Here is a 26240-nt window from a genome sequence, read left to right on the forward strand (position 1 = left end):
GCCGGCGTGGCGGGTCCCGCCCCCGCGCCCTCCCGGTAAGAGCCGGGCGCTCTGACTGCTGAGCTACACGCCGTGGTGTCCCGGGACGATAGCGCGGGCCGGTCCACGGCCGCCTCCGAGTTTCCACCGGACAGCAGCGGGCCGTGGCCGCCGCGTCACGCCGCGTTGATGCTGCGTGCGGGCTTTTCCGTTTCCCGGTGCGGGTCTGTCAAGATGGCCCGATGTTCGTCACCGCCAGGACCCGCCGGGCCGTCCGGACCCGAGCCGCCCTCGCCGCCGCCTGCGCTCTGGTGATGGCCGCCGCCGGCTGCGGTTCGGACGAGCCGGACCCGGCGCCGGACGCCGGCCTGATCGGCGTCACCACCATGCGCGGCGCGTTCCTGCAGGCTGCCGAGATCGGTCCGACCTGGAGCGCGCCCGGGCAGAGCAGCGACCCGCAGCAGATGGTCAGCTTCTGCGGCGGGACCAGCGCGCCGCCGCAGGTGCCGCCTGGCGCCGAGGTGGTGTCGTCGTCGATCGCCGACGAGGGCACCAAGGGCGCGCAGACCCTGCACCAGGCCGCGCTTGTCTACCCGGACGCCGCCGCGGCCGCGGCCGGCCAGGCGCTGCTGCGGGCGGTGGCCGACAAGTGCCAGCCGTCCGTCACGGTGCCGGCGACGGTGACCGCGGATCGCAACGAGCCGGCGTACACCGAGACCGTCGAAGTGCGGCCGCTCGACGAGGGGGCCTGGTCCGGCTTCGTGATCATCCGGCACAAGCTGTACGAGGCCGCGCACCCGGGCACCGCCGACACCGCGGTCGCCGTGCTGAACAGCCGCAACGTGGTGCTCGTCGACACGTACGCGGTCTACCGCCTGAACAACGCGAGCGCGTCGCCGGGCTTCGAGACCGACTGGCAGCGACTGGTCGGTTCGGTGGTCCAGCGGGTGGGGTAGTTCCGGGCCGCGCGGGCCTACGGGCGGGATGGACAGCCGGACGAGCTTGGTCTATCGTTCGCTCTGCGCCGTTGCGAGTTCTTCCCCCGTGGAATTCGCAGCGGCGCCCTTCTTTTGGTACCGGGCCCGGAAGCGCCGAGAGGGGCATCCGCCGACCGTCCGATGGGGACTCGGCCGACCCGGTGACGTTTCTTGAGCGGTGTTCGGCGCTCGCCTAGGCTTTGCCCGGCTCATCGGCCTCACTTCGCGGGCGTCCCGCATCGGGGGATGTGCATCGGCGTTGCCGCTGCTCATGGCGCTCTGAGGCGAGCCGGGGGTCCGGCAGGCATGACGGCCCGGGTTCGCCCGGCCACTGGCAAGCCGGACCGGCTCTCCCCGTAACCCCGATCGCCGCCGCGCGTCCCGCCGTGATCGCTCTCCCGTGCCGGCCGTCGGCGAGCCCGCCGGGTCCGGTCTCCCGGGCGGCCCGGCCGCACGCGGACCGGCTTCCCGGAACCGGCCTCCCGAAGCCCGGCCTCGCAGCCCGGCCTTGCAGCATCTGAGGCCCCCTGATCACCGCCTTTGCGCGGAACTGCGCGCAGAGAGCGCGAACTGAACAGGGTCTTCCGTGCGGGTGTGTAAAACCCCACCGGACTGTTAACTATTCACCTTGATCGTGCTTAGCCTTACGAATCCCGGGGCAGGAAACCAATTCGGCCACGGATTCGTAACCGGAGGTGTGTGCGGCATGAAGTTCGTCTACGACTTCCACGAGGGCAACAAGGACCTCAAAGACCTGCTGGGTGGCAAGGGCGCCAATCTCGCGGAGATGACGAACCTGGGCCTGCCGGTGCCTCCTGGATTCACCATCACCACCGAGGCGTGCAAGCAATACCTTCAGAACGGTACGCACGCCGAGGGACTCACGTCCGAGATCGACGAGCACCTCGCCGAGCTGGAGAACGCCATGGGCCGGCGGCTCGGCGACCCATCCGACCCCCTGCTCGTATCGGTACGGTCGGGCGCCAAGTTCTCCATGCCCGGCATGATGGAGACCGTTCTCAACGTCGGCCTCAACGACGAGTCGGTGGCCGGGCTCTCCCGCCAGGCCGGTGGCAACGACCGGTTCGCCTGGGACTCGTACCGGCGGCTCATCCAGATGTTCGGCAAGACCGTGTGCGACGTGCCGGGCGAGGAGTTCGAGGACGCGCTGCACGACGCGAAGCAGGCCAAGGGCGTCAAGGACGACGTCCAGCTCGACGCCGAGGACCTGCGGGCGCTCGTCGGCGCGTACAAGAAGGTGTTCGTCAAGCACACCGGCCACGAGTTCCCGCAGGACCCGCGCGATCAGCTGGACCAGGCCATCGAGGCGGTCTTCCGGTCCTGGAACGCCGACCGGGCCGTCCTCTACCGCCGGCAGGAGCGCATCCCGGCCGACCTGGGCACCGCGGTCAACGTGGTCGCCATGGTCTTCGGCAACCTCGGCTCCGACTCCGGCACCGGCGTCGCCTTCACCCGCGACCCGGGCAGCGGCGAGCAGGGCATCTACGGCGACTACCTGGCCAACGCGCAGGGCGAGGACGTGGTCGCCGGCATCCGCAACACGCTCTCGCTGACCGAGCTGGAGCGGCTCGACAAGAAGTCGTACGACGAACTGCTCCAGATCATGGCCACCCTCGAGGGCCACTACCGCGATCTGTGCGACATCGAGTTCACCATCGAGCGCGGCAAGCTGTGGATGCTCCAGACCCGGGTCGGCAAGCGCACCGCGGCCGCCGCCTTCACCATCGCCGCGCAGCTGATCGACGAAGGCGTGATCGACCTCGACGAGGCGCTCACCCGGGTCACCGGCGCCCAGCTCGCGCAGCTGATGTTCCCCCGGTTCGACCTCTCCTCCGAGCCCTCGGCGATCACCCGGGGCATCGGCGCGTCGCCCGGCGCCGCGTACGGCGAGGTGGTCTTCACCGCGCAGCGGGCCGTGGAACTGGCGGCCGAGGGCAAGCAGGTCATCCTGGTCCGCCGGGAGACCAACCCGGACGATCTGCCCGGCATGATCGCCGCGCAGGGCATCCTCACCAGCCGTGGTGGCAAGACCTCGCACGCCGCGGTCGTGGCTCGCGGCATGGGCAAGACCTGCGTCTGCGGTGCCGACGACCTTGAGGTCGGCCCTTCCTCCTTCACGGTGGGCAACGTGGTGGTGAACGAGGGTGATGTGATCTCCGTCGACGGCACCACCGGGCGGGTCTACCTCGGTGAGGTGCCGGTCCGGCCCAGCGAGGTGGTGCAGTACTTCGAGGGCGAGCTCGACCCGGCGGACACCGACAACCCGCTGGTGGCCGCCGTGCACCGGATCATCACGCACGCCGACGAGAAGCGCCGGCTCAACGTGCGGACCAACGCGGACACCGGGGCGGACGCCGCCCGGGCCCGGCGCTTCGGTGCACAGGGCATCGGTCTGTGCCGCACCGAGCACATGTTCCTCGGCGATCGCCGGGAACTGGTGGAACGGCTCATCCTGGCGCGTACCGACGCGGAGCGCGACGACGCCCTGGCGGCGCTGCAGCCGTTGCAGCGGGCCGACTTCCTGGAGATCTTCCGGGAGATGAACGGCCTGCCGGTCACCATCCGGCTGATCGACCCGCCGCTGCACGAGTTCCTGCCGTCGCTCGAGGAGCTGGCGGTGCGGGTCGCGGTGCAGCACGAGCACGGCCAGCACGTGGAACACGACGAGCAACTGCTCGCGGCGGTCCGGCGCATGCACGAGCAGAACCCGATGCTGGGGCTGCGCGGCGTACGCCTCGGCCTGGTCATCCCGGGCCTGTTCGCGATGCAGGTCCGGGCCATCGCCGAGGCCGCGGTCGCGCTCGCCGCCGAAGGCGGCAACCCGCGACCGGAGATCATGGTTCCGCTGGTCGGCGCCGTTCAAGAGCTGGAGACGGTACGCGCGGAGGCCGAGAAGATCATCGCTGAGGTGGCCGGGGACTCCGGCGGGGTCGACATCCTGATCGGCACCATGATCGAGGTGCCGCGGGCGGCGCTGACCGCCGGGCAGATCGCCGAGGCGGCCGAGTTCTTCTCGTTCGGCACCAACGACCTGACCCAGATGGCCTGGGGCTTCTCCCGGGACGACGTGGAGGGCGCGTTCTTCTGGCGCTACCTGGAACTGGGCATCTTCGGCATCTCCCCGTTCGAGTCGATCGACGCCGACGGGGTGGGCCGGCTCGTGAAGATCGCGGCCGAGGAGGGGCGGGCCGCGCGGCCGGGCCTGAAGCTCGGGATCTGCGGTGAGCACGGTGGTGACCCGGACTCGGTGCACTTCTTCCACCAGGTCGGGCTGGACTACGTGTCGTGTTCGCCGTTCCGCGTACCGATCGCCCGGCTCGAAGCGGGCCGCGCGGCGGTCGAGTCCGAAGGCTCCGATCACCGCTGACAGACCCGGGCGGCCCCCGCTCAGCACGCGGCGGGTGGGGGCCGCCCGTTCCAGCCGGCCGCGATCCGGCGGCAGGCGCCGTCGACCACCTCGGGCCGGTCCTGGTCGGACGGTGTGCAGCAGTCGACGGCGCGGATTACGGCGGCGTGCAGGTCGCGCGCTGTCGTGGGCAGTTCTGCTGTCCTAGGTAGCTCAGTGACTGCGGATTCCAGGAACGCGGCCGCGGTGGGCCAGCTGCGGGCGGCGGCGTCGCTGAGGAACCGCAACGCCCGGGCCGGATCGTGCCGGAACAGCAGGACCGACAACTCCGGCAGCAGGTCGTCCTGCTCGGCCGGGGACATCCCGGGCAGCCGGGGGAGCAGGTCGGCCAGCAGGGCGTGCGGGTCGCCGTACCCGGCCTCGGCGAGAATCAGCAACGCCTCGTCGCTGCGGCCGGCGGCCGCGGAGAGCAGTTGGTCGGCCAGGCCGGCCACCACCGGGCTGCCGGCGTTGCGGCGCACGATTTCCGCGTACGCCGGAAGCCGTTCCATGTCCAGCGGCCCGGCGCCCACCGCTTTCCCGGGCCCGGCACCCGGCAGGCCGGCCCTGCGGGTCCGTGCCGTCGCCAGCGCGTAGAGCCGGTAGACCGGATCGTCAACGTCCAACCCCGCGCCGCCCAGCGTCTGCTCGTTCGCTGAGACGACGGCGGTCACCACCGCGCCGAGAACCGGATCGGGGAGCGCGCCGGGCGGCTGCCGGCGCAGGCTCTCGTGCACCTGCGCGGCCGCCGGATCCGGGCGCCGGCCGGCCAGGCGCTGCTCGGTGTAGCGGGTCGAGGCGTCGCAGCCGATCGCCAGCTGGAAGACCACGCCGAGCGCCGGCAGATCGGTGAGCAGGGCCGACCCCAGATCCGGCTGGTACGGCAGGACACCGATCGCGGTCTCGAACCGGGCCCGGTAGTCGGGACGCAGGTAGGCGAGGTGGCCACGGTCCAGCTCCGAGCCGCCGGGGGACCAGTGGCCGCGGGGCGTCCGTACGATCAGATTGCGCAGTAGCCGCCAGGCGAAGGCCTCGCCGTCCAGGTCGTGGTCCCGGATCGCGGCAGCGACCAGGGCCGCCTGCGCGATCGCGGCCTCGCCCCGATCCTCGATCGCGGCGGCCAGTTCGATGGCGGCCGCCCGGTCGGTGATTCTCTCGCCGGCCGGCTTGGTGTGGCTCGCGGCGGCCAGGTGGGCGGCGAAGACGCGCAGCACGCGGGCCAGCGAGTAGGGGTTCCCTGCTGAGGACGGGCCGGGCGTCATCGCCCGGATCACGTCGGCCGGATCGGTGAGCAGGCGGCGCCGGAGCCGGTCGGCCCAGCGGATCCGCACGTCACGGAGGTAGGGCTGGTGGGCCCCGGCGGGCCTTTCGGTGTGCTGCGCCGGGTGCGTCCGGAACGGCAGGCCGGATTCCGGATCCCGCAGCGGGTTCCGCTGTGCCGCCCGCACGTGCAGCTCTCCGAGGAGCGACTCGGCGAGGGCGGTGCGTCCCTCGTCGAGATGCCGATGAGCCAGCCCGGCGAGCAGGCCGATCCGGTCCTCGGCCGGTGCGCGGCGGGCCAGGGTGGCGGCGCGTTCCGGATCCCGGGCGGCCAGGAAGGTGACCAGTGCGGCGAGGACCGCGGGACCGCGCGATCCGGACTCGACCTCGGCGGCGACCTGGTCCGCGACCTCGGTGGCGCGGAGCGGGTCGATCGGCTCCAGCGCTTCGGCGATACGCAGCCGTTCCTCCGGGCCCGGCGACTCGGCCAGGCGAACGGTCATTATCAGCCGTGCCTCGTCGCGCCGGCCTAGGCTGATCAGCGCACGAGCCCGTTCCGGCGCTACCCGGGCACACCGCTCCAGCAGCGTCACGGACAAGGTTTCGTCGACTCCGGCCAGCAGGGCGGCCGCCTCGGCGAGCGCCCGGGCGTCCGCGCGGTTGTGTTCCACGTCCAGCAGTACGGCGTCCCGGCGCAGCGCCGGCAGGTAACGACCGGTACCCGCCCGGTCCAGGCCGGCCAGCCGGGCCAGCGCCACCACCCGATCCCGTACGTCGAGCAACTCCAGCCCGGACTGGGCGTGCAACAGCAGCACACTGCGGTCTCCCGGCGAACTGCCCTCGGCGGCGTCCAGGCAGGCGGCGGTGCGCCCGGCCGCCATCCGTGCGAAGAAGGCGGGATCGCCGGCCGCCCGGTAGACCGGATCCGGCGGCGTCTCCGGTCCGGCCCGATGCCAGAGCTCCAGCGCGCGCGGCAGGTCGTAGCGGGCCAGCGCCACGGCGGCCTCCCGGACCGCGCCGATCGCCGTCGCCTGTTCCACCAGCAGTTCCACCCGGTCCTCGCCACCGGCATACCGGACGACTTCGGCAAGCGCCGCGATCCGTACGGCCGACGGCGGCATCGCCCAGGCGGCCTCCCACGCCCCGTCGGGCCGCCCCAGCCGGGCGGCCAGACCGAGCACGGCGGGGGAGTGTCGCGTGCCGGCGGCCCGGGCCAGCTCGCCGCGCACCACGCTGAGGAAGAGAACGTCCGGCAGGGGAGTGGCGAGCCGCCCGTCGAGCGCGGCTGCCAGCGCCAGGTCCACTACCCGGGTGAACCAGAGGTCGTGGCCGTACCGGGCGCGGACCGCCCGCCGCAGCCCGGGACAGACCAGGGTGGGCAACCGCGCGGTCTCGCCTGCCGCGATCAGGTGGTCCGCGAGATACACCAGCTCGTAGTCGCCGGCCGCCGACCAGTCCACGTCGGCGGGATCCGTGCCGTCACGTAGGCAGGACCGCACCACGCGGCGGTGCCACTCGACCGGATCAACCGCCCAGCCGGTGTGCGTCTCCGATGCCGCGAGAAACTCTCCGATGGACTCGTGGAACAGGGCGAACCCGCCGTCCCGCTCCCGCAGCAGCGGACCCAGCCGCCGCAGCACGGCGTGCATCGCCTCGACGTCCGTCGGCAGACCGGACAGACGCACGAGATCCGCGGCCGAGAGCGGGGCGCGGGCCACGGTCAGCAACCCGAGGACCGCCCGTTCCTCCCGGTTGGCCGCATCCCGGCTCAGGGTGGCGTCGAGCAGGGCGGCGTACAGGGCGGGCAGGCCGGCAGGTGGGTCGCGGTGAGCGGTGAGCTGCGTGAAGGCGTGCGCGTACGCCGAGACGTACAGGAAATTGCCCTCGGCCTTCTCGGCGACCCGCTGGGCCGGGGCGGCGGCGAGCGTGCTCAGCGCGTACCCCATCACCTCGTCGCAGGCCTCGCGCGTGCCTGCCGGAATGACCACCTCGGCCAGGTCTCCCCGTGCCGAGCGCAAGCGGGGCAGTCGCGGAACCGGCCGCGTGGTCAGCACCAGGCGCACGTTGCCGGGCAGATCCGGGGCCCGGAGGAGCCAGTCGGTGAGCGCCTCACCGGCCGGGTCGTCCGTGGCGTCGACGAGGATCACGATGAGGTCGTCCGGTTCGGCGGCCGCGAGCCGCGCCGCGGGCGCACGCAACGCGAGCTCGAGCAGGGCGGCCGGTTCCAAAAAACGAGGATCGAGGTACGCCCGGTCGGCCGCCACCCCGGCATGGGCCGCACGGTCGAAGGGTGACGGGCCGTCCGGTTCGAACAGTGCGGGCCTCGTCCGGGCGAGCTGGCGGCCGATCGCCAGCAGGAAGCCGACCGGATCGGCGTCGGCGAGGCTGGTCGGGGCGTCGCGGTGGACGAAGTAGCGCAGCCAGTCCGGATGGTCACGGGCGAGTGCGGCCAGGAGGGTGGTCTTGCCGGTACCGGGCTCACCGGTGAGCAGGGTCAGCTGGGAGGACGCGACGAAGCGTTCCACGGCGGCTGCCAGTCGCGGCCGATCGACGAGACCCGGGCCGCTGCTCGCCGTGACGAGATCATCGAAGCCGGTCGCCCCCATGCGCCTCCCTAGCGGTTCCCGTGTGACCGGTCGGTGCTGGTGCGCGTTCGCCGCGAATGCTACCGACGTTGTGCCACTGTGGCCCGTCATGGTGAATCCCGGCGAAACTGTCGGTGGGTGGGACTAGCGTCCGAGGGGAAGTCATCCAACGGCAAGGGAGCTGTCATGACGGCCCGGCTCAACCCCTACCTGATGTTCAACGGCGACGCGCGTGAGGCCCTGGAGTTCTACCGTTCCGTCCTCGGCGGAGAGCTGGTCATCAACACTTTCGGCGATGTCGGGACGCCCGATGCCGGCATCAAGGACAAGGTCATGCACGGCCAGCTCACCGCGGCGGACGGGAACACGTTGATGGGTTCCGACTGCCCGCCCGGCATGGAGATCCAGCAGGGCAATTCGATGACCGTCAGTCTCAGCGGCGACACCAGCGACGGCCTGCGCGAGATCTGGGAAAAACTCACCGACGGTGCGACCATCACCATGCCGCTGGAGAAGCAGATGTGGGGCGACGAGTTCGGCCAGCTGATCGATCGGTATGGGGTGCCCTGGATGGTGAATATCGCGCAGCCGCAGTGAGGTGGTGGTCGTTCGCGGGGTGGATCCGGTCGGCGCGCGGCCGGGTTGGTTGTCGGGCGCCCTGGGTGGAGGGGTTCGGTGGCGGTTAGTTGCCGACGCCCGCGCCGCCGCAGCCCGCGCCGCCGCAGCGGCGACGTGACTTCCACTCCGGCGCGGCAATACGCCCGCGCCGACTTCGCCGTGGCCTGCCGCCGGCACCAGATCCGCGCGTCCATGGCCCTCGGCGGCGCCAGCCACGACAGCGCGCTGGCCGAAGCGTTCATCGCCACCCTCAAACCAAACCCAAACGCGACGCCGCCCGGCGCACCTGAAGTAGACCTCCGCGTCTGGGGTCGGTCTTCCCGTCTGGAGCCGACTTCGGCGTCTGGGGTCGGTCTTCCCGTCTGGAGCCGACTTCCGCACCTGGAGTCGGCCTTCCCATCTGGAGTCGACCTCCCCAACTGGGAAAAGCGAAACTGACGCCCGCCGTGACGTGTTCTGCTGGATCGCCTTCTACAGCCACTGCCGCCGGCACTCTGCCCTCGACCACCACAGCCATCGCCTACAAACGGACCTTCCAAACAGCGACTCTGCAACCAGTCGCCGCGTAATCCGGTGTCCGCACCCCGGAGGGGGCGAGCTCAGCTCGTGGCAAAGCCGCTTTTGTCCGCGCCCGGAGGGGCGGGCTCAGCTCGTGGCAAAGCCGCTTTGGTGTCGGGCTGCTCTGGGCGCAGGCAGGCCCAGCTCGGCCCAACGCGGCGCGGCCCAGCGCGGGAGGCGGTGACAGCCGTCAGGCACAGCCGGCCGCAAAACCTCGCCTCGTCGACCACCGAGGTAGCAGCAGCGGCTGTCTCACTGATCCACACAACACCCGCCAAGCCCGGACAGGCGGCCGGCAACCACCGGCCGACCGCAGCCGGCCCCACGCACCGCGAGCCAGCACTCCGGCCGCTGGCCAGCGACCACCGGCCGACCGCAATCGGTGCCACGAACCGCAAGCAGGAACTCCGGCCGCTGGCCAGCGACCACCGGCCGACCGCAATCGGTGCCACGAACCGCAAGCAGGAACTCCGGCCGCTGGCCAGCGACCACCGGCCGACCGCAATCGGTGCCACGAACCGCAAGCAGGAACTCCGGCCGCTGGCCAGCGACCACCGGCCGACCGCAATCGGTGCCACGAACCGCAAGCAGGAACTCCGGCCGCTGGCCAGCGACCACCGGCCGACCGCAATCGGTGCCACGAACCGCAAGCAGGCGCTCCGGCCGCTGGCCGTAACCGGCGTCACACACCGCGAGTAGGCACCCTGGCCGCTGGCAGCGGCAGGACCGGCAAGCCCAGAAAGGGTTAGATGCACTGCCATCACCACTGGGCACTGTTTCGGCCGCGCGGATGACGCGCGCTGGGTGCTAATCCAAGGAGAGCCGGCAGCAGACGCGGCTTCGGCCGATGCTGTAGGGCGCGAGAAGTCGCATTTATTTCGCGTGGGCGTATTGCGAGCGTCGATTCTTGAATGCGGCTGCCGCTGCGGCGTCCCTTTCGCTGCGGCGGCCGGGGAATTTGGGTCCGTCTATTGACTCTGGCCAGTTACCGTCGGTGAGTCGGGGCAGGATGCTGGCTAGCATCGCCGCCCCGGCGCCGCGGGCGAACTGGAGCGGGTGTCCTGTCGTGCTCTGGGCGTCCGTCTCCTTGGTCGGCGACTGTCGATGTCGCAGGCTGCTGCGGACGGGTTTGGCGTTGCTGCTGGCCGAGCTGCATGCGTTACCCACCGTGATTGGCGCAGCACGGGACGGGGCCGTGTCGACGTTCCGACAGGTATTGCGGATTTATGTCGGGGCGCCCTCTAACGATCGTTAGAAAATGGGATGTCTTAGCTGCTCAACATGGACTTCGGGATTCTCCGCCGCCCGGTGTAAAAGGTATGCAATCACCGATCATGGACAGCGCTTCGACTGTGGTGGCGGACACGTAATGCATTCCTCGGGGTCACAGTGTGATCAACCCGGTGCCTAGAATCTCCGCGAATTCAGCATCAGGCGAGCCGGGGGGCTCGCGCGCCGCTGTGCGGCCGCGATGGTGCCGACGGGGGAGGGCTACGTGACGGTCGATCGACCGGTCCGTGAGTGGAACGGCCTGCTCATTCCGGATCCAGGCGTTTACACATTGGACGACGCTCACAAACGCATCGGATTCTTGGCGCAGCATATGATGGTCAGCCCGATCCGGGGCGAGTTCGCCAAGGGAACCGCATCCATCGTGGTGGCGAGAGATCCGCTCCAATCGTCGATCAGCGCGACGATTCGCGCGGACAGCATCAACACCCACAATCCGGAGCGGGACGCGCATCTGTCCAGCCCGGACTTCCTCGACGTGGGCCGCTATCCCACGCTCGAATACCGCAGCACCGGCATCGTCTGGGAGGCGGAGAGCGACCCGATCTTCCACTGGGCCCGGCTGCGCAACAATCCGCTGGGACGCCGGGGCACCGTCGCCGACCTGCCGCCGGCGGCCACCCGGGCGTCCGGCCGTTTCGTGATCAAGGGGCTGCTGACGGTCAAGGACGTCACCCGGCCGATCGACATGCACATGGAGTTCGGTGGTGCTCGGCGTGACCCGTATGAGCGGGAGATCTTCGGCTTCAGCGCGACGGCGGAACTGGACCGGGAGGACTACGGCCTGCTCTGGAACGTCATGCTCGAAGCCGGTGGCGTCCTGGTAGGCAAGAAGATCCGCATCGAGATCGCCGGCGAGGCCATCCGAGAAAGCTGACACCACCCGACATCGCCGTGGGTTGGGCAGGCAAGGTCGCGGCCCGCTGGATGGTGCCGGCCCACAGGTAGGTCGTGGCGCGCAGGCGGGTTGCGGTCCGCTGGATGGTGCCGGCCTGCGGGCGGGTTGCGGTCCGCTGGATGGTGCCGGCCTGCGGGCGGGTTGCGGTCCGCTGGATGGTGCCGGCCTGCGGGCGGGTTGCGGTCCGCTGGATGGTGCCGGCCTGCGGGCGGGTTGCGGTCCGCTGGATGGTGCCGGCCTGCGGGCGGGTTGCGGTCCGCTGGATGGTGCCGGCCTGCGGGCGGGTTGCGGTCCGCTGGATGGTGCCGGCCTGCGGGCGGGTTGCGGTCCGCTGGACGGTGCCGGCCCGTAGGCGGGTCCCAGCCCGCTGGGCTTAGTCGTCGAAGTAGTCGGGCTCGGGCGGGAAGTACCCCGGATCCTCCGGCTCGGGTGGGAACACCTCGGCGTATTCGGACCGGCCAGGCTGGCCGGCCAGCGGCCGGGCGCCGGGACGGGGATCGGGGGACGCGGGCTGCGCAGGCAGGAGGCCGGCGGCCCCTGCCTGGCCGGTGGAGAGCTCCACCGGCTCGCCGGACACCACGGCCAGGACCTGGCTGCCGAACTTGGTCAGCTTGCTCTGACCGACGCCGCTCACCGTGCCCAGCTGGTCCAGCGTGGCGGGCGCCAGTGCGGCGATGGCCCGCAGGGTGGCGTCGTGGAAGATGACGTAGGCCGGGACGCCCTGTTCCTTCGCGACCGTGCCGCGCCAGGCTCGCAGTTTGTCGAACAGCGGGACCGCGGAGGCGGGCAGGTCCGCCGGTGCGGCCTGCCGGGCGGAGGGTGAGCCCGGCCGGGAAGACGCTGTGCGGGCGGGGCGGACGGGGGCGACCTCGCGGCGCATCATCAGCTTGGCCTCGCCGCGCAGGACCGACGCGCTGCTGTCGGTGAGGGCGAGCGTGCTGTACTCGCCGTGGACCGTCAGGTAGCCGCCGGCCAGCAGTTGCCTCACGACGCCTCGCCACTCGGACTCGCGCAGGTCGGTGCCGATGCCGAAGACGGACAGCTCGTCGTGGCGGAACCGGGTCACCTTGTCGGTGCGCTTGCCGAGCAGGATGTCGATCGACTGGCCGGCACCGAACTTCTGGTTGCGCTCCTTCTGCAGGCGGAACACGGTGGAGAGCAGCTTCTGAGCGGCGACCGTGCCGTCCCACGACTCCGGCGGTGTGAGGCAGACGTCGCAATTGCCGCAGGTGGGTGAGTCGGAGGATTGGCCGAAGTAGGCCAGCACCTGCGCACGCCGGCAGGTGACGCTCTCGCAGAGGGCCAGCATCGCGTCGAGGTGGCGGGCGGCGTTGCGCCGGAACGCGACATCACCCTCCGAGCTGTCGATCATCTTGCGTTGCTGCACCACGTCCTGCAACCCGTACGCCAACCAGGCGGTCGACGGCAGCCCGTCGCGCCCGGCCCGCCCGGTCTCCTGGTAGTAGCCCTCGACCGACTTGGGCAGGTCGAGGTGGGCGACGAACCGCACGTCGGGCTTGTCGATGCCCATCCCGAACGCGATCGTCGCGACCATCACCAGGCCGTCCTCGCGCAGGAAGCGTGATTGGTTCTCGAACCGGGTCCGGGAGTCCAGACCGGCGTGATAGGGCAGTGCGGGAATCCCGTTGTCGGTGAGGAAGGCGGCGTGCTTGTCCACCGACGCCCGGGACAGGCAGTAGACGATCCCGGAGTGCCCGGCGTGCTCCGAGCGCAGAAGCTCCAGCAGCTGCCGGGAGGGCTGGTTCTTCGGGACGATCCGGTACTGAATGTTGGGCCGGTCGAAGCTGGCCGTGAAGTGCCGGGCCTCGGTGAGACCGAGGCGGCCGGCGATCTCGTCACGGGTGGCCGGTGTGGCGGTCGCGGTCAGCGCGATCCGCGGCACGTCCGGCCAGCGCTCGTGCAGCATGGACAGGCCCAGGTAGTCGGGGCGGAAGTCGTGACCCCACTGCGCCACGCAGTGCGCCTCGTCGATCGCGAACAGCGAGATCTTGCCCCGGTCGAGCAGGCGCTGCACGCCGGCCGTGCCGAGGCCCTCGGGCGCCACGTAGAGCAGGTCGAGCTCGCCGGCGACGAACTCGGCCTCGACCATCCGCCGCTCGTCGAGGTCCTGCGACGAATTCAGGAAGCCGGCCCGCACGCCGAGGGTGCGCAGCGCGTCGACCTGGTCCTGCATGAGCGCGATGAGCGGAGAGATCACCACGCCGGTGCCGGGCCGGACCAGCGCGGGAATCTGGTAACAGAGGGACTTGCCGCCGCCGGTCGGCATCAGCACCAGCGCGTCGCCCCCGGCGATCACGTGCTCGACGATGTCGCCCTGCTGCCCGCGGAACGATGGGTAGCCGAAGACCCGGTTGAGGGCGTCGGTGGCATCTGACACGGAGAGCGGAAGGGCCGAAGTCACCCCGCGATAGTAGAGACCCCCACCGACAATCGCCTCGGGCCTGTGGATAACCCGATGCCTATGGAGTGACTCCGGGCAGGCCGACGAGGTCGAGGATCTGCCGGGCCGGGCTGCCGGGCACGGCGTGCAGCACCAGTGGCGCCTGACCGTCGGAGTGGCTGGCCGCGACCAGGTGCAGGGCGGACACACCGGCACTGGCCAGATGGGTCACCCCGGTCAGGTCCACGGTCAGCGCCATGGTCCCGCCCCGGCTGCGGCGCAGCAGCTCCTGGCGGACCTGCGCGGCGGAGGCCGCGTCCACCGGGCCGTCCAGGCGGACCCGGGCCTCGTCGCCGCCGGGCAGTTCGGTGATGTGCAGCGTCTCGGCCGGCGGCTTGATCATCGGCGTCTGGTCGATGCGGGTGAGCAGCCGGGCGGGCCGGGTCAGCTGGTGCCGGACGGCCGCGACCGTACCGTTCGAGCCCGGGTCGACCCGCAGGCTGTGCACCAGCTGGGCGGTGAGCGCCAGACCTCGCCCGCGGGTGGGCTGCCGATCCGGGACCCGCCAGCCGCCGTGATCGGTCACCGTGGCCTCGACCAGGCCGGACGGGTGCAGCTTCGCCCGTACCTCGATCATGTCCTTGCCGAACTCGCCGCCGAAGGCGTGCTCGATGGCGTTCGTGGCGAGCTCGCCCAGAGCGTGCTGGAGCACGAAGGCGTCGTGCTCGGCCGCGCCCACCGCGGCCAGCCACGCGCCGAGCTCGGCGCGCGCGACGCGCAGCGCCGCCGGCTCGGCCGGCACTTCGAGAACCAGTTCCGGTACGACGGGCACGCGTTGCGCCGCGAGCAGCGTGATGTCATCGGCGTACCCGCCCAGACGGACCAGCAGTTCGACGGCCTGCGTGCAGACCCGGTCCGCGGCGGTCGCGGACGGATCGCGCAGCGCGCGCCCGGCCGTGGCGTCGGCCGCGACCTGCGCCAGTTCGGCCGCGTTGTCCGGCCCGCCGCCCGGCCGTTCCAGGATTCCGTCGGTGTAGAGCAGCAGCAGGTCGCCGGGCGCCAGTACGTCCGTCCGGACCGGGTACGACCCACCGGTGGCGAGCGGCGTACCTCCGCTGGCCGGCAGGTAACGGGTCACGCCGCCGGCCGTGACCAGCAGCGGCGGCGGGTGTCCCGCGGTGCAGTACGCCAGCTCCCCGGTCATCGGGTCGAGCAGCGCGAGGCAGACCGTGGCCGCGTGCGCGGCGCGGACCCGCCCGGCCAGCCGGTCCGCGGCTTCCAGCGCCTCGGTGATACCGGCACCGGCGTCCAGCCGTTCCTGCAGCACCGCGCGCAGCTGGCCCATCACGCCGGAGGCGGTGACCCCGTGCCCCACCACGTCGCCGACGACCAGCGCGACCCGGCCGTCGGGGCGGGCGACCGCGTCGAACCAGTCACCGCCGGCCGCGGTGTCCGCCTCGGCCAGCAGGTAGCTCGCCGCCACCTGAAGGCCCGGCAGCACCGGCAGCCCGGCCGGCAGCAGTTCACCCTGCAACGCCGTGACCACGTCGCGGCTCTGCTCGTAGCGGCGCCGCAGCCGGGCGGCCTCCGCCTCGGCGGCCTGCCTGGTCCGGGCCAGCTCGGTCACGTCGAATCCGGCGCCGATCACCCCGCGCCGGTCGCCGCCGGCGTCCAGCCACGGCACGATGGTGAAGGTCGCGAACATCTCGTGCACCGAGCCGTCGGGCTGTTCGATGTGCGCCCGCCACTGCCGCCCGGTGATCGGCTGCCCGGTCCGGTAGACCTCGTAGTACGCGTCCACCCACTGCTGCCCGGCCAGGTCGCTGAGCACGTCCCGGACCGGCCGGCCGATGATGTCCCGGCCGGACAGCACCGCGCGGGTCGCCGCGTTGCAGGCGACCAGATTCAGGTCCGGGCCCTCGCACACCGCGACGATGAACGGCAGTTGATCGACCGCGGCCATCATCGCGTCAAGCTCGCTCGCACCCGGTAGGTTCACGCCCGTCACCTTCCCATCGTGCCGGATCAGGCGCTAGAACGAACCGCAGGTCACTCGGCCAGGGGCAGTTCGATGGTGTGCGCGGTGTGCGTCGCCTTCACGCTCAGGTACCGCACGTTCGCCGCGGACAGGTGCACCCCGGTCGGGATCCGCTGGGTCACGTCGATGCCGAGGGTGGTCAGCTGCGCGGCCTTGTCCGGGTTGTTGCTGAGCAGCCGGACCCGGTCCACGCCGAGGGCGGCCAGCATCTGCGCCGCCGCGGTGTAGTCGCGCTCGTCCTCGCCCCGGCCCAGCGCCACGTTGGCCTGGTACGTGTCCAGGCCGTCGTCCTGCAACGCGTACGCGTCGAGTTTGGCGTAGAGCCCGATGCCCCGGCCCTCCTGCCGCAGGTAGAGCAGGAACCCGCCCTCCTGGGCGATCCGCTCGACGGCCTCGCGCAGCTGCGGACCGCAGTCGCAGCGCTGGCTGCCGAAGACGTCGCCGGTGAGACACTCGCTGTGCGGGCGCACCAGCGGCGCCCGCCCGCCGGCCGCGGACTTGGTCAGGGCCCGTTGCCAGTCGCCAAGACCGAGCGCGAGGTGCTCCTTCCCGTCAGCCAGCCCGTCGAAGGTCATCACCCGCGCCGTGGTGGCATAGCCGTCCGGGAAGCGCAGCGGCACGGTGACCTGCCGTCGGACGGTCGCCTTGATCGCCGTGGCTGCCTCGGCCTCGAACATCGGTCCTCCTTGTTGGTTCCGCCGTGCGCTGTTACTGAGATGCGCTGTTACTGAATGCTTACTGCCGTCGATGATCTGCCCAGAGATCCGGTGCCGCACTCCGGGGACTACTGTTGGGCGGTGGCTGAGCGTCCTTACATCTTGCTGAGTTGCGGGATGTCGATCGACGGATATCTTGACGACGCGTCCGGCGAACGGCTGCTCCTCTCCAACGACGCCGACTTCGACCGGGTCGACGCGGTCCGCGCCGGATGCGACGCGATCCTGGTCGGTGCCACCACCATCCGGCAGGACAACCCGCGGCTGCTGGTGCGTTCCGCTGACCGCCGGGCCGCCCGGATCGCGCGGGGTGCGCACCCGGACCCGGTCAAGGTCACCGTAACCAGCAGCTGCCACCTCGATCCCGAGGCGGCGTTCTTCACCACCGGTGCGGCCGCCAAGGTGGTCTACTGTGCGACCCCGGCCGTCGAGGACGCGGAGAAGCTGCTCGGTGACCGGGCCACCGTGGTGGACGGCGGGGACCCGGTGGACGTCCGGCTGGTCGCGGCCGACCTGGCCGGGCGCGGAGTGCGCCGGCTGATGGTCGAGGGCGGCGGCCGGATGCACACACAGTTCCTCACCGCCGGTCTGGCCGACGAGTTGCACCTGGTGGTGGCGCCGTTCTTCGTGGGTGACGCGAGGGCACCCCGGTTCGTCCACGAGGGGACGTTCCCGTGGGGCCCGGGCAATCGGGCGACCCTCGCGGAGGCGCGGCAGATCGGGGACGTCGTCCTGCTGCGCTACGCGCTCTCCGAGCGGTTCGATCAAGCCGCGACACCACCGGAATAGGCGGGCTGCCGCGCTGCGGCGGGCTGCCGGGAAACGGTGATCCGCCGGACCAGCGGGATCGGCGCGGGCACGTGCAGCGGCCGGGGTGCCATCACCGGCGCCGGCGAGACCGGGGCGACCGCCATCAGGCGGGACGGGAGAGCCGGGCGCGGCGTGGCGACCTCGGCGGGCTCGGTGCGCGGCCGCGTCACGACCCGCATCAGCACGATCACCGCGCCGGGGGCGGCGGCCACGAAGGCCAGGATCCCGTACGCCACCGCGATCGTCAGACCCTGCGCCGCGCTCAGGCCCGCCGCGCCGAACGCCCAGGCCATGACTCCCTCGCGCGGCCCCCAGCCGCCGACGTTGATCGGCAGGCCCATGGCCAGCAGGGCCAGCAGCAGCAGCGGCGCGAGCTGGAGCAGCGAGGCGGCGCTGCCGGCCGCCCGGGCGGCGACCAGGAAGGTGGCCAGGTGCCCGGCGAGCACGGCGGCGGAGGCCAGCAGCACACCGGGGCCGCTCTGCCGGGAGAACAGGCCGGAGCGGATCTCGGCGAGGCCACCGCGGGCCGCGCCGGCCGCCCGGGAACGGCCGCGCCGCAGGCGGCGCACCAGCAGGAAGAGCAGAGCGCCGGCCAGGGCGACACTCAGGCCGGCCACGGCGATGCCGGCTTCGTTCGCGCGGATCAGGGTCAACACCGGCGACGGTACGGTGAAGAGCACGAGTGCCCCCACTACCAGCAGGACCAGTTGTCCCGCCGTGCGTTCCAGGAACACCGCCCGGACACCGCGGCCCAGGTCGCCCTCGCCGCGGCCGTGGCGGACCGCGCGGCCGACGTCACCGAGGATCCCGCCCGGCAGCGCCGCGTTCAGGAAGAGCGCCTGGTAGTAGTCGGCGATCGCGTCCCGCAGCGGAAGCCGCATGCCCAGCCCGCGCGCCACCAGGCACCAGCGCCAGGCACTGAGGACGGTGGTCGCCGCGCCGATCCCGAGCGCCGTGAGGAGCGCACCCGCGTCCAGCACCCGGAGCCCGTCCAGGAAGGCGCCGGTACCCAGCCGCCACAGCACCAGCGCCAGGATGCCGGCACCGCCCAGCAACCGCAGCCAGGCCCAGACAGATCGGTTCACTTTCGTCGTCCCCTCGTCGCTCTTCAGGGACTAGTACGCCCGATCCACAGGGCAAGGTTCACTCGAAGATCGCTAAAAGATCCTGGTGTCCCACGGAAGCGTGCGGTACGGCCGCCGTGCGGCGCGTCAGATAGGCGCCCAAGGCCAGGTCAGGGCGCTGTGCACCGGCCGCTGAGGCCCAGCCGCGCAGCCACTGGTCGGTCAGCGTGGACAGCGCCGGGCCGAGCCGCCACGGGCTGGGCCGGGTCAGCACCCGGGCTCCGGCCCTCTCGAACGCGGCCACCGCGAACGCCGGCGCGTCCGGCCCGAGCAGCCGCCGGCCGCCGGTCTCGCGGCGCTGGTGCTCGTTGAACGCCTCCCCGACGGCCTGGTCTAGCGGGTCCTCCGGAGCGAGCTTGACCTCGCCGGTCACTGAGAGCGTGAACAGGGCGCTGACCTTGGCCTGGGCGCAGGCCGCCACCAGGGCCTCGACCTCGCCGGCGGTGAGCAGGTCGAGCAGGGCGGAGCAGGTGACCAGGTCGGTGCCGGCCAGGTCGGCCGCGGTCAGCGCGGTGACGTCGCGCAGGTCGGTGCTGACGGTGACCTCCGCGGGCATCCCGTCGGCGGCGAGCTTCAGCAGCGCCGGGTCGCGATCCGTCATGATCCAGTGCTGCGGCGCGGGCAGTTGCGGCGCGAGCCAGCGGCCCAGTGAGCCGGTGCCGCAGCCCAGGTCACGGATCACCCGTACCGGCCCGGGCAGCTCGCCGACCAGATCGGCGGCGCGGGCGGCGGCGTCCGCGGGCTCGCGCAGGGTCAGCCAGTCGGGGGAGAATTCACCGGTCGGACCGGATTCATCGGGCGCGTGGGAATCGGGCACTGTCTACTCCTAGCAGGATGTCGCTCAGCCGGCGGGCGGTCTCGTCCCAGCCGGTCAGGGTGTCGCGCCGGGCCCGGGCGCGGTCGCGCCAGCGAGCCCGCAGGTCGGGGTCGGTGAGCCAGGTTCGCAGGGTCGCGGCGAGCGCGTCCGCATCGCCGGGCGGCAACAGCCGCCCAGGACGACCGCCGGGCGCGGCATTGCCGGGCGCGGTACCGCCGGGCACGCTGCCGCCTGGCGCGGTACTGCCGGGCGCGCTGGAGGGCGCGGCGTTGGGGGGTGCGGTGCCTAGAGCCTCGGCTACGCCGCCGACATCGCTGGCGACCACCGGGAGGCCACGGGCGAGGGCTTCGGTGACCACCATCCCGTACGTCTCCGCGCGTGACGGCAGCACGAAGAGGTCGGCGTCCGCGTAGGCGGCGTCGAGGGCCGCACCGGTGAGCGCGCCGGTGAAGCGCACCCGGCTGTCGTCACGGCCGGGGATGTGGCCGGGGATGTCGCCGGCGCCGACGATGGTGCAGGTCCAGTCCAGGTCGTCCAGTTGCCTCAGGGCGGCCAGCAGGACGTCCTGACCCTTGCGCGGGGTCAGCGACGCCACGTTGAGCAGCCGGGTGCCACCGGGCGACGGCTCGGCGAGTGGCGCCGGGTCGACGCCGGGAGGCGCCACATGCACCCGCGACAAACCATATATATCGGATATGTGCTGGGCGGCCTGGTCGCTGGTCGCAACGACGGCGGTGGCCAGGTGCAGGGTTCGCCGTTCCAGGGCGGTCAGCTCGGCGGCCTCGGCGGCGGTGAGCCCGGTCTCGTCACCGAGTGGCAGGTGGACCAGGACCACGAGGCGCAGGCGGTCCGCGTGCGGCTCCAGGAGGTCGGGAACCCCGCAGGCCACGAGGCCGTCGAGCAGGACGGTGGAACCGTCCGGGACCGAGGCGAGCACGCCGGTCAGGGCCTGCCGGTGGCTCGAGGCGGGACGGGGCCAGGTTCCGGCGACGGCCGATTCGCGTACCTCGAAGATCGAATCGGCCAGGCGCCGGAGTGCCTCGCGGTCGTAGCGGTTGCCCCCGCTGGGTGCCGCCGGGTCGTCGATCGAACCTGGCAGCACCGCGAATAAGATCACAGGGTGCGCTCGTAGGCGGCCCAGGCGAGGTGCGACTCGTGCAGTTTCACCTCGATGCCGGTCAGGCCGGCCGCGCCCGGGCCGAACTCGCCGGCCTTGATCCGGACGGCGAGGCGGTCGGCGATCACCTTGGCCAGGAACTCGGTGGAGGTGTTGACGCCGGAGAACTCCGGGTCGTCGTCGAGGTTGCGGTAGCTGAGCCCGGAGCAGACGGTCTTCAGCTGTTCGCTCGCCCGGCCGATGTCGACCACGATGTTGTCGTCGTCCAGGTCCGGGCGGCGGAACGTGGCGTCCACCACGAAGGTGGCGCCGTGCAGCCGCTGTGCCGGTCCGAAGACCTCGCCGGAGAAGCTGTGGGCGATCATGATGTGGTCGCGGACGGTGACGCTGAACAAGGGCTCATCTCCTCTGGTGACTCTTCGCGTGCGGTACTACGGGTACCCGGTGCGGGAAGATCAATTCCCGTCCGGGTAGTCGATCACATGGCAGAGCGCGGGCAGGCTGCCGTCGGCGAGCCGGGGGAGGACGCCGGGCATCTCGTCGAAGCCGGAGTGGCCGGTGATCAGGGCGTCGAAGCGCGGGTCGCGCAGCAGGTCCAGGGCCACGGCGAGGCGTTCGGCGTAGCTGCGGCGGCGGTCGGGGCGGATGCCGCCCACCTGGCTGCTGCGGATGGTGAGCCGGCGGGAGTGGAAGAACTCGCCGAGCGGGATCGCGATCCTCCGGTCGCCGAACCAGCTGAGCTCCACCACGGTCCCGCCCGGTGCGAGGAGTTCCAGGGCCCGGGTCAGGCCCTGCTCGGTCGCGCTGGCGTGGATGACGAGGTCGCGGCCCTCGTCGGCGGCGGCCGGCTCGGCGAACCGGATGCCCAGCCGGTGCGCGATCTGCTCGCGCGTCGTGTCGGTGTCGATCAGCTGCACGTCGGTGCCGGGGAAGCCGGCCAGCACGGCGGCGACCGAGGAGCCGACCATGCCGCCGCCGATCACCGAGATCCGGTCGCCGATCTGCGGATTCGCGTCCCAGACGGCGTTCACCGCGGTCTCCACCGTGCCGGTCAGCACGGCACGCGCGGCGGGGACCCCGTCCGGGACCACGGTCACCGCCTCGGCGGGGACGACGTAGCGGGTCTGGTGCGGGTAGAGGCAGAAGACGGTCTTTCCCACGAGCTCGTCCACGCCGGCCTCGACGACGCCCACGTTGAGGTAGCCGTACTTCACCGGTGCCGGGAAGTCGCCGACCTGGAACGGCGCGCGCATGGTCGCCCACTGGTTTTCCGGGACCCGTCCCTGGAAAACAAGAGTCTCGGTGCCACGGCTCACACCTGAGTGAAGGGTGCGGACGAGCACCTCGCCCGGCCCCGGATCGGACAATCGCTCGGTGCGTAATTCGCCCGTTCCCGGGCAACTCAACCAGAACGCACGGGCATCCGCAGACAAGGGCCGTCCTTTCGCTGAACCGAAAGTCCCCGTTGAGCGTGTCAATCGGGGACAGCGGCTAAACCCTACGTCCAGGAGGAACGGTGACCATCAGTACCGCCACGACCACGACGAGTCCGATCCGGGCTCCGCTGGCCGGGTTCGCGGCCCAGATCCTCCTGCTCGCCGCGCTCGCCGCTCTCGTGGGACTCAGCTCGTGGGGCTGGGTGGCGGGGATCACCTACGGGACCGTTCTGTGCGGCCTGCTCGCCCTGGCCCTGCGACGGACCCGGATGGGCGACCTCGGCTGGGCGAACCTGGTCACCCTCGGGCGGGCCGTCCTCACCGGCGGGGTCACCGCGCTGGTCCTCTCCGGCGCCCCGAAGCTGCTGGTCGTGACGATCGCGGCGGTCGCACTGGCCATGGACGGCGTGGACGGCCAGATCGCCCGGCGCACCGGGACGACCACCCCGCTCGGCGCCCGCTTCGACATGGAGGTCGACGCGTTCCTCATCCTGGTGCTCAGCGGTGCCGCGGCGATCGAGTTCGGCTGGTGGGCCCTGGCCATCGGCGCCTTCCGGTACGTCTTCGTCGCCGCCTCCTGGGTGGCACCGTGGCTGAACGCGCCGCTGCCGCCCAAGTTCAGCCGCAAGGTGGTCGCCGCCCAGCAGGGCGTCATGCTCGCCGTCGTGGTCAGCGGACTGCTGCCGGCCTGGCTTGCGCTGGCCGCCCTGATCATCGCGCTCGGCTCGCTGACCTGGTCGTTCGGCCGCGACATCGCCTGGCTGTACGTCGCGTCGCGGGTCCGGCTGGAGGCTCGCAGCCGCTGGTCCGCCCCGCGCCAGCACGCCCTGGCCACCCGCTAGGAGACCCGCGAGATCGTTCCCGGCGGAGCGGCCGGGACGACGTCGGGGTGCAGGATCGCGGCGATCGCCTCCACCCCGTCGATCAGTCGCGGACCGGGCCGCACCACCAGGCCGTCGCCGTCGATCGCCCACACCGCGGCGCCCGGGAAGTGCGGAACCACCGACTCGGCCTGCCGTACCGCGCCGTCCAGGTGGTAGCCGCACGGCGTCACCAGCACCACGTCCGGCCCCGGAGCCGCCAGTTCCGCCCAGGTCGTCGCCACCGAGCGCTGCCCCGGCCGCGCCGCCACCGGCTCGCCACCGGCGGCGACGATCAGGTCCGGCACCCAGTGCCCGGCACCGAACGGCGGGTCCACCCACTCCACCACGGCCACCTTCGGCCGCGGCCGGCCGGCCACCGCCGCCGCAACCTCGGCCAGGCGCCGCCGCAGCGCGGCGACCAGGACCGGACCCCGCTCCGGTACGCCGGCCGCGCGCGCCACCTCCTCGAAGGTGTCCAGCACGTCGTCCAGGGTGTGCGGGTCCAGCGACAGCACGTCCGACCGGCAGCCGAGATGGCTCAGCGCGTCGTCGACGTGCCCGGACGGCAGCGCGCACACCCGGCACAGGTCCTGCGTCAGGATCAGCTCCGGGGCGAGTCCGGCCAGCGCGTCCGCGTGCAACGTGTAGAGGTCCCCACCGGCGGCCATCTCGGTGCGCACGTACTCGTCGATCTCGGCCGGGGTCAGGCCCGTCGTGTCGCGCCCGCCGACCACCACGGTCTTGCTCGCCCGCGCCTCGGCCGGCTCATCACACTCGAAGGTCACGCCGACCAGATCGTCGCCGAGCCCGAGGGCGTAGACGATCTCGGTGGCGGACGGCAGCAGGGACACCAGTCGCATGGAGGGTCAGCCTAAAGGTGTAGGCGGGCCCGGACGGATAGAACCGTGGAGGGATGTGCGCGCGGGTGTGTTCCCGCGAGGCTGGCGGCATCGCCGAGCCCGGGAGGAACCATGACCACGGCACCGCTGGCCCACGCCGACACGCTCGTCCTCGACTACCTGGCCGCGCTCTGGGCCGCCTCCGACGACCTGCTGCCGGAGTCGCGTGACGATCTGATGCGGACGGTGACCGGCTACATCGCGATGCGCCAGGACCTGGCCGAGGACCCGGCTCTGATCCTCGGCCGGCTGGGTCCGCCGGAGCAGCTCGCCGCCGCCGTGCGCCGCGGTGGGATGCCGACACACCTGCGCCTGCCGGCGCTCGCGCCCGTCCCCGCGGTCCCGGCCGCGCCCGCCCGGACGCCGGGCGGGGGAGCGGAACACGCGGCCATCGCGCTGCTGCTCGCCGGTGCGTTCGTGCTGCCGGTGGTCAGCCCGGCGGCCGGCCTGCTCATCGCCACCGGGTCCGGGCGCTGGACGCCCGCGCAGAAGGGTGCCGCCTGGATCCTCACCACCGGCGGGGCGACCGGTGCGCTGCTGCTGGCGCTGGCCCTCGCCGGGCTCGGCGGAGGCGCCGGGATCTTCCTGCTGGTGGCGTACCTGGGTGCTGCCGCGGGCTCGGTGGTTGCGGGGCTGGCTCTGCTGGCCGCTCTGCGCGCTCCGGCCGGCTAGGTGTCGATGTCGATGGTGGCGGCGATCGGGAGGTGGTCGCTGCGCGTCTCCGGGAGCGACCACAACTCGGGGACGTGCAGCGAGCGGACCATGATCTGATCGACCCGGGCCACCGGCATGGCGGCCGGCCAGCTGAACGGGAAGGTGGACCGCCCGGTCGCCATCAGGTCGGTGACCGGTGCCAGGCCGCGGTCGTCGACCGTACTGTTCAGATCGCCGAGGAGGATGACCTGCTCCACGGATTCGGCACGCAGGGCCGCCGCGAGCTTAAGAGCGCTCTCGTCCCGGCGTACGCAATCGAATCCGGTCAGGCCGAACCGGACGGACGGCAAGTGAGCCACGTAGATCGCGATGTCGCCGATCGGGGTCTGCGCGATCGCGCGCAGGCCGCGGTTCCAGTCGGCGCCGAAGGCGGCGGGCCGGATGTCCAGCGCGCCCGCCTCGCGCAGCGGGTGGCGGGACCAGAGCGCCACCGTGCCCTGCACGGTGTGGTACGGATAGCCCGGGGCGAGCGCCGCCGCATAGGCGGGCAGCGTCTCCGGGACGATCTCCTGCAGCCCGATCACGTCGGGTTCCACCGCGACCAGCGTGCGAACCGTCCCCGCCACGTCCCGGTTCTCGTCGCTGACGTTGTGCTGCACGACGGTCAGGTAGGAGCCCTTGCCCACGGTGGGGAACAGCTGCCCGCCGAACAGGCCGGCCCAGACGACGAGCGGCAGCATCGCGGCGATCAGGACCAGCTTGGAACGACGCCACCAGGCCAGCGCCAGCAGCACCGGAACGCTCAGGACCAGCCACGGCCGGACGGTCTCGATCAGGCTGCCGAGGTGACCGATCCGGTTCGGCACGAACTGGTGGAACAGGAGCAGGGCCGTGACCAGCACGGCGAAGGCCACGGTGACTCGGATCAGCACCCACAGATGATCTCAGGTCAGGATCTCGGCGAGGACCCGATCCCAGACGGCGCGGGGCGGGAACTCGTGGCCCACGCCCTCCAGCCAGACGAGGCGGGCGCCCGGGATCGCCCGGGCCAGCTCCCGCGGGTGTTCGGCCGGGAAGTGCTCGTCGAGGGTGCCGTGCAGGACCACGGTCGGGACCGTGATGGCGGCGAGCCGGTCGCGGACCGGCGGGCCGTAACCGGCGAGCCGATGGTTGTCCCGGGCCGCGGCCAGGTCGCCGGACCGGTCGAAGACGCGTTCGGCGAGGCGGCGCAGCTGCGGCTCGTCCGCGGTGAACGGCCCGCCGCGGGCGCGGATCTCGGCGATCAGGCCGGCCACCGCGGCCTTGCGGTTCGACCAGTCGACCGCCGGGCGGGCCCGTACCGCGGTCGTCGTCCGTCCGGGGGTCAGCGGGAGGTCCGGTTCCCCGGTGCCGGCGGTCGTCGACATCAGGGTCAGGCTGAGCACCCGCTCCGGATGCCGGACCGCGATCCGCATGCCGAGGGCGCCGCCGAGGGAGAGCCCGACCAGGTGCGCCGCCGGCACGCCCAGCGCGTCGAGGACTCCGAGGGCGTCGTTCATCAGGTCGGTCCCGGAGTAGCCGGGCACGCCGGCCGGGAAGCGGGTCGACCGGCCGGTGTCCCGCTGGTCGTAGCGGATCACGAACCGGCCGCCGGCCGCGAGCCGCCGGCAGAACTCGTCGTCCCACCAGTCCATCGAGTTGGCCTCCCCGGCCAGCAGCAGCAACGGGGGCTCAGTAGGTTCGCCGAAGGTCTCCACGCACACCTGGATGCCGTTGACGGGCATCATCGTCTCGGTCACCACGGACTCATTGTGG

At 72.0% G+C, this 26240-nt stretch carries 20 protein-coding genes and 1 tRNA gene; 8 read left to right on the plus strand and 13 right to left on the minus strand.

Features of this window, described 5'->3' with window-relative positions; translation table 11 throughout:
- Window position 1 precedes the first annotated feature (1 nt).
- Window positions 2-73 (minus strand) — tRNA-OTHER (locus tag I4J89_RS07010).
- 148 nt (window positions 74-221) lie between these two features.
- Between I4J89_RS07010 and I4J89_RS07015 the strand changes: the two genes are divergently transcribed.
- The gene (locus I4J89_RS07015) at window positions 222-935 is read left to right on the plus strand and encodes a sensor domain-containing protein (protein ID WP_196413016.1); all 714 of its coding nucleotides are present in this window, start codon (window positions 222-224) and stop codon (window positions 933-935) included.
- A gap of 727 nt (window positions 936-1662) precedes the next feature.
- Window positions 1663-4344 (plus strand): pyruvate, phosphate dikinase, encoded by a 2682-nt coding sequence (gene ppdK, locus I4J89_RS07020; protein ID WP_196413017.1) that lies wholly within the window; start codon window positions 1663-1665, stop codon window positions 4342-4344.
- Between the two features lie 20 nt (window positions 4345-4364).
- Here ppdK and I4J89_RS07025 read toward each other — a convergent pair whose 3' ends face one another.
- A complete protein-coding gene (locus I4J89_RS07025; RefSeq protein ID WP_196413018.1) occupies window positions 4365-8228 on the minus strand; it encodes an AAA family ATPase in 3864 nt (1287 codons plus the stop codon).
- 165 nt (window positions 8229-8393) lie between these two features.
- On the opposite strand from I4J89_RS07025, the gene I4J89_RS07030 reads away from it, so the two are divergent.
- The 3 genes from I4J89_RS07030 (at window position 8394) to I4J89_RS07040 (ending at window position 11550) form a co-directional block, all read left to right on the plus strand.
- A complete protein-coding gene (locus tag I4J89_RS07030) occupies window positions 8394-8804 on the plus strand; it encodes a VOC family protein (RefSeq protein ID WP_196413019.1) in 411 nt (136 codons plus the stop codon).
- A gap of 759 nt (window positions 8805-9563) precedes the next feature.
- Complete coding sequence (locus I4J89_RS07035; protein WP_196413020.1) at window positions 9564-10082, plus strand: hypothetical protein; 519 nt, start codon at window positions 9564-9566, stop codon at window positions 10080-10082.
- A 772-nt stretch (window positions 10083-10854) separates the two neighbouring features.
- Window positions 10855-11550 carry a YceI family protein gene (locus I4J89_RS07040; RefSeq protein ID WP_196413021.1) on the plus strand — a complete coding sequence of 232 codons (696 nt, stop codon included), beginning with the start codon at window positions 10855-10857 and terminating at the stop codon, window positions 11548-11550.
- Window positions 11551-11944: 394 nt separating this feature from the next.
- Here the strand turns inward: I4J89_RS07040 and recQ are convergent, their stop codons facing one another.
- From recQ to I4J89_RS07055, 3 genes are read right to left on the minus strand one after another with little or no spacing between them, the layout of a single operon-like run.
- Window positions 11945-13993, minus strand: coding sequence for a DNA helicase RecQ (recQ, locus tag I4J89_RS07045; protein ID WP_309238213.1), 2049 nt, complete (start codon window positions 13991-13993; stop codon window positions 11945-11947).
- A 58-nt stretch (window positions 13994-14051) separates the two neighbouring features.
- Entirely contained in the window at window positions 14052-15971 is a 1920-nt protein-coding gene (locus I4J89_RS07050; protein ID WP_309238214.1) for a SpoIIE family protein phosphatase, read from the minus strand.
- Window positions 15972-16021: 50 nt separating this feature from the next.
- Window positions 16022-16687, minus strand: coding sequence for a GTP cyclohydrolase II (locus I4J89_RS07055; RefSeq protein WP_196413022.1), 666 nt, complete (start codon window positions 16685-16687; stop codon window positions 16022-16024).
- Window positions 16688-16807: 120 nt separating this feature from the next.
- Here I4J89_RS07055 and I4J89_RS07060 point away from each other — a divergent pair, with 120 nt between their 5' ends.
- Entirely contained in the window at window positions 16808-17515 is a 708-nt protein-coding gene (locus I4J89_RS07060; protein WP_196413023.1) for a RibD family protein, read from the plus strand.
- Here the strand turns inward: I4J89_RS07060 and I4J89_RS07065 are convergent.
- The 5 genes from I4J89_RS07065 to I4J89_RS07085 are packed head-to-tail and all read right to left on the minus strand — an operon-like array spanning window position 17491 to window position 22027.
- The gene (locus tag I4J89_RS07065) at window positions 17491-18648 is read right to left on the minus strand and encodes a lysylphosphatidylglycerol synthase transmembrane domain-containing protein (protein WP_230858558.1); all 1158 of its coding nucleotides are present in this window, start codon (window positions 18646-18648) and stop codon (window positions 17491-17493) included. The genes I4J89_RS07060 and I4J89_RS07065 overlap by 25 nt on opposite strands.
- 31 nt (window positions 18649-18679) lie before the next feature.
- On the minus strand, window positions 18680-19477 hold the full coding sequence (locus I4J89_RS07070) for a class I SAM-dependent methyltransferase (protein WP_196413025.1): 798 nt from the start codon (window positions 19475-19477) through the stop codon (window positions 18680-18682).
- Window positions 19452-20579: a glycosyltransferase family 4 protein gene (locus tag I4J89_RS07075; protein ID WP_309238215.1), complete on the minus strand. Its 1128-nt coding sequence runs from the start codon at window positions 20577-20579 to the stop codon at window positions 19452-19454. The genes I4J89_RS07070 and I4J89_RS07075 overlap by 26 nt, the downstream gene beginning before the upstream one ends.
- An 11-nt stretch (window positions 20580-20590) precedes the next feature.
- The gene (locus I4J89_RS07080; protein ID WP_196413027.1) at window positions 20591-20989 is read right to left on the minus strand and encodes a 6-pyruvoyl trahydropterin synthase family protein; all 399 of its coding nucleotides are present in this window, start codon (window positions 20987-20989) and stop codon (window positions 20591-20593) included.
- A 60-nt stretch (window positions 20990-21049) separates the two neighbouring features.
- Window positions 21050-22027 (minus strand): zinc-dependent alcohol dehydrogenase, encoded by a 978-nt coding sequence (locus I4J89_RS07085; protein ID WP_196413028.1) that lies wholly within the window; start codon window positions 22025-22027, stop codon window positions 21050-21052.
- An 83-nt stretch (window positions 22028-22110) separates the two neighbouring features.
- Here I4J89_RS07085 and I4J89_RS07090 point away from each other — a divergent pair, with 83 nt between their 5' ends.
- Entirely contained in the window at window positions 22111-22872 is a 762-nt protein-coding gene (locus I4J89_RS07090; protein ID WP_196413029.1) for a CDP-alcohol phosphatidyltransferase family protein, read from the plus strand.
- Here the strand turns inward: I4J89_RS07090 and I4J89_RS07095 are convergent.
- Entirely contained in the window at window positions 22869-23753 is an 885-nt protein-coding gene (locus I4J89_RS07095) for an ABC transporter substrate-binding protein (protein WP_196413030.1), read from the minus strand. The two genes, I4J89_RS07090 and I4J89_RS07095, sit on opposite strands and share 4 nt — an antisense overlap.
- A gap of 111 nt (window positions 23754-23864) precedes the next feature.
- On the opposite strand from I4J89_RS07095, the gene I4J89_RS07100 reads away from it, so the two are divergent.
- A complete protein-coding gene (locus I4J89_RS07100; RefSeq protein WP_196413031.1) occupies window positions 23865-24464 on the plus strand; it encodes an HAAS signaling domain-containing protein in 600 nt (199 codons plus the stop codon).
- Here the strand turns inward: I4J89_RS07100 and I4J89_RS07105 are convergent.
- Together I4J89_RS07105 and I4J89_RS07110 are read right to left on the minus strand one after the other, a co-directional pair.
- The gene (locus tag I4J89_RS07105; RefSeq protein ID WP_309238216.1) at window positions 24461-25378 is read right to left on the minus strand and encodes an endonuclease/exonuclease/phosphatase family protein; all 918 of its coding nucleotides are present in this window, start codon (window positions 25376-25378) and stop codon (window positions 24461-24463) included. The genes I4J89_RS07100 and I4J89_RS07105 overlap by 4 nt on opposite strands.
- Before the next feature lie 12 nt (window positions 25379-25390).
- Window positions 25391-26227 carry an alpha/beta fold hydrolase gene (locus tag I4J89_RS07110; RefSeq protein ID WP_309238217.1) on the minus strand — a complete coding sequence of 279 codons (837 nt, stop codon included), beginning with the start codon at window positions 26225-26227 and terminating at the stop codon, window positions 25391-25393.
- Window positions 26228-26240 lie beyond the last annotated feature (13 nt).

The organism is Actinoplanes aureus, from assembly GCF_015704865.1.
GTDB lineage: Bacteria > Actinomycetota > Actinomycetes > Mycobacteriales > Micromonosporaceae > Actinoplanes > Actinoplanes aureus.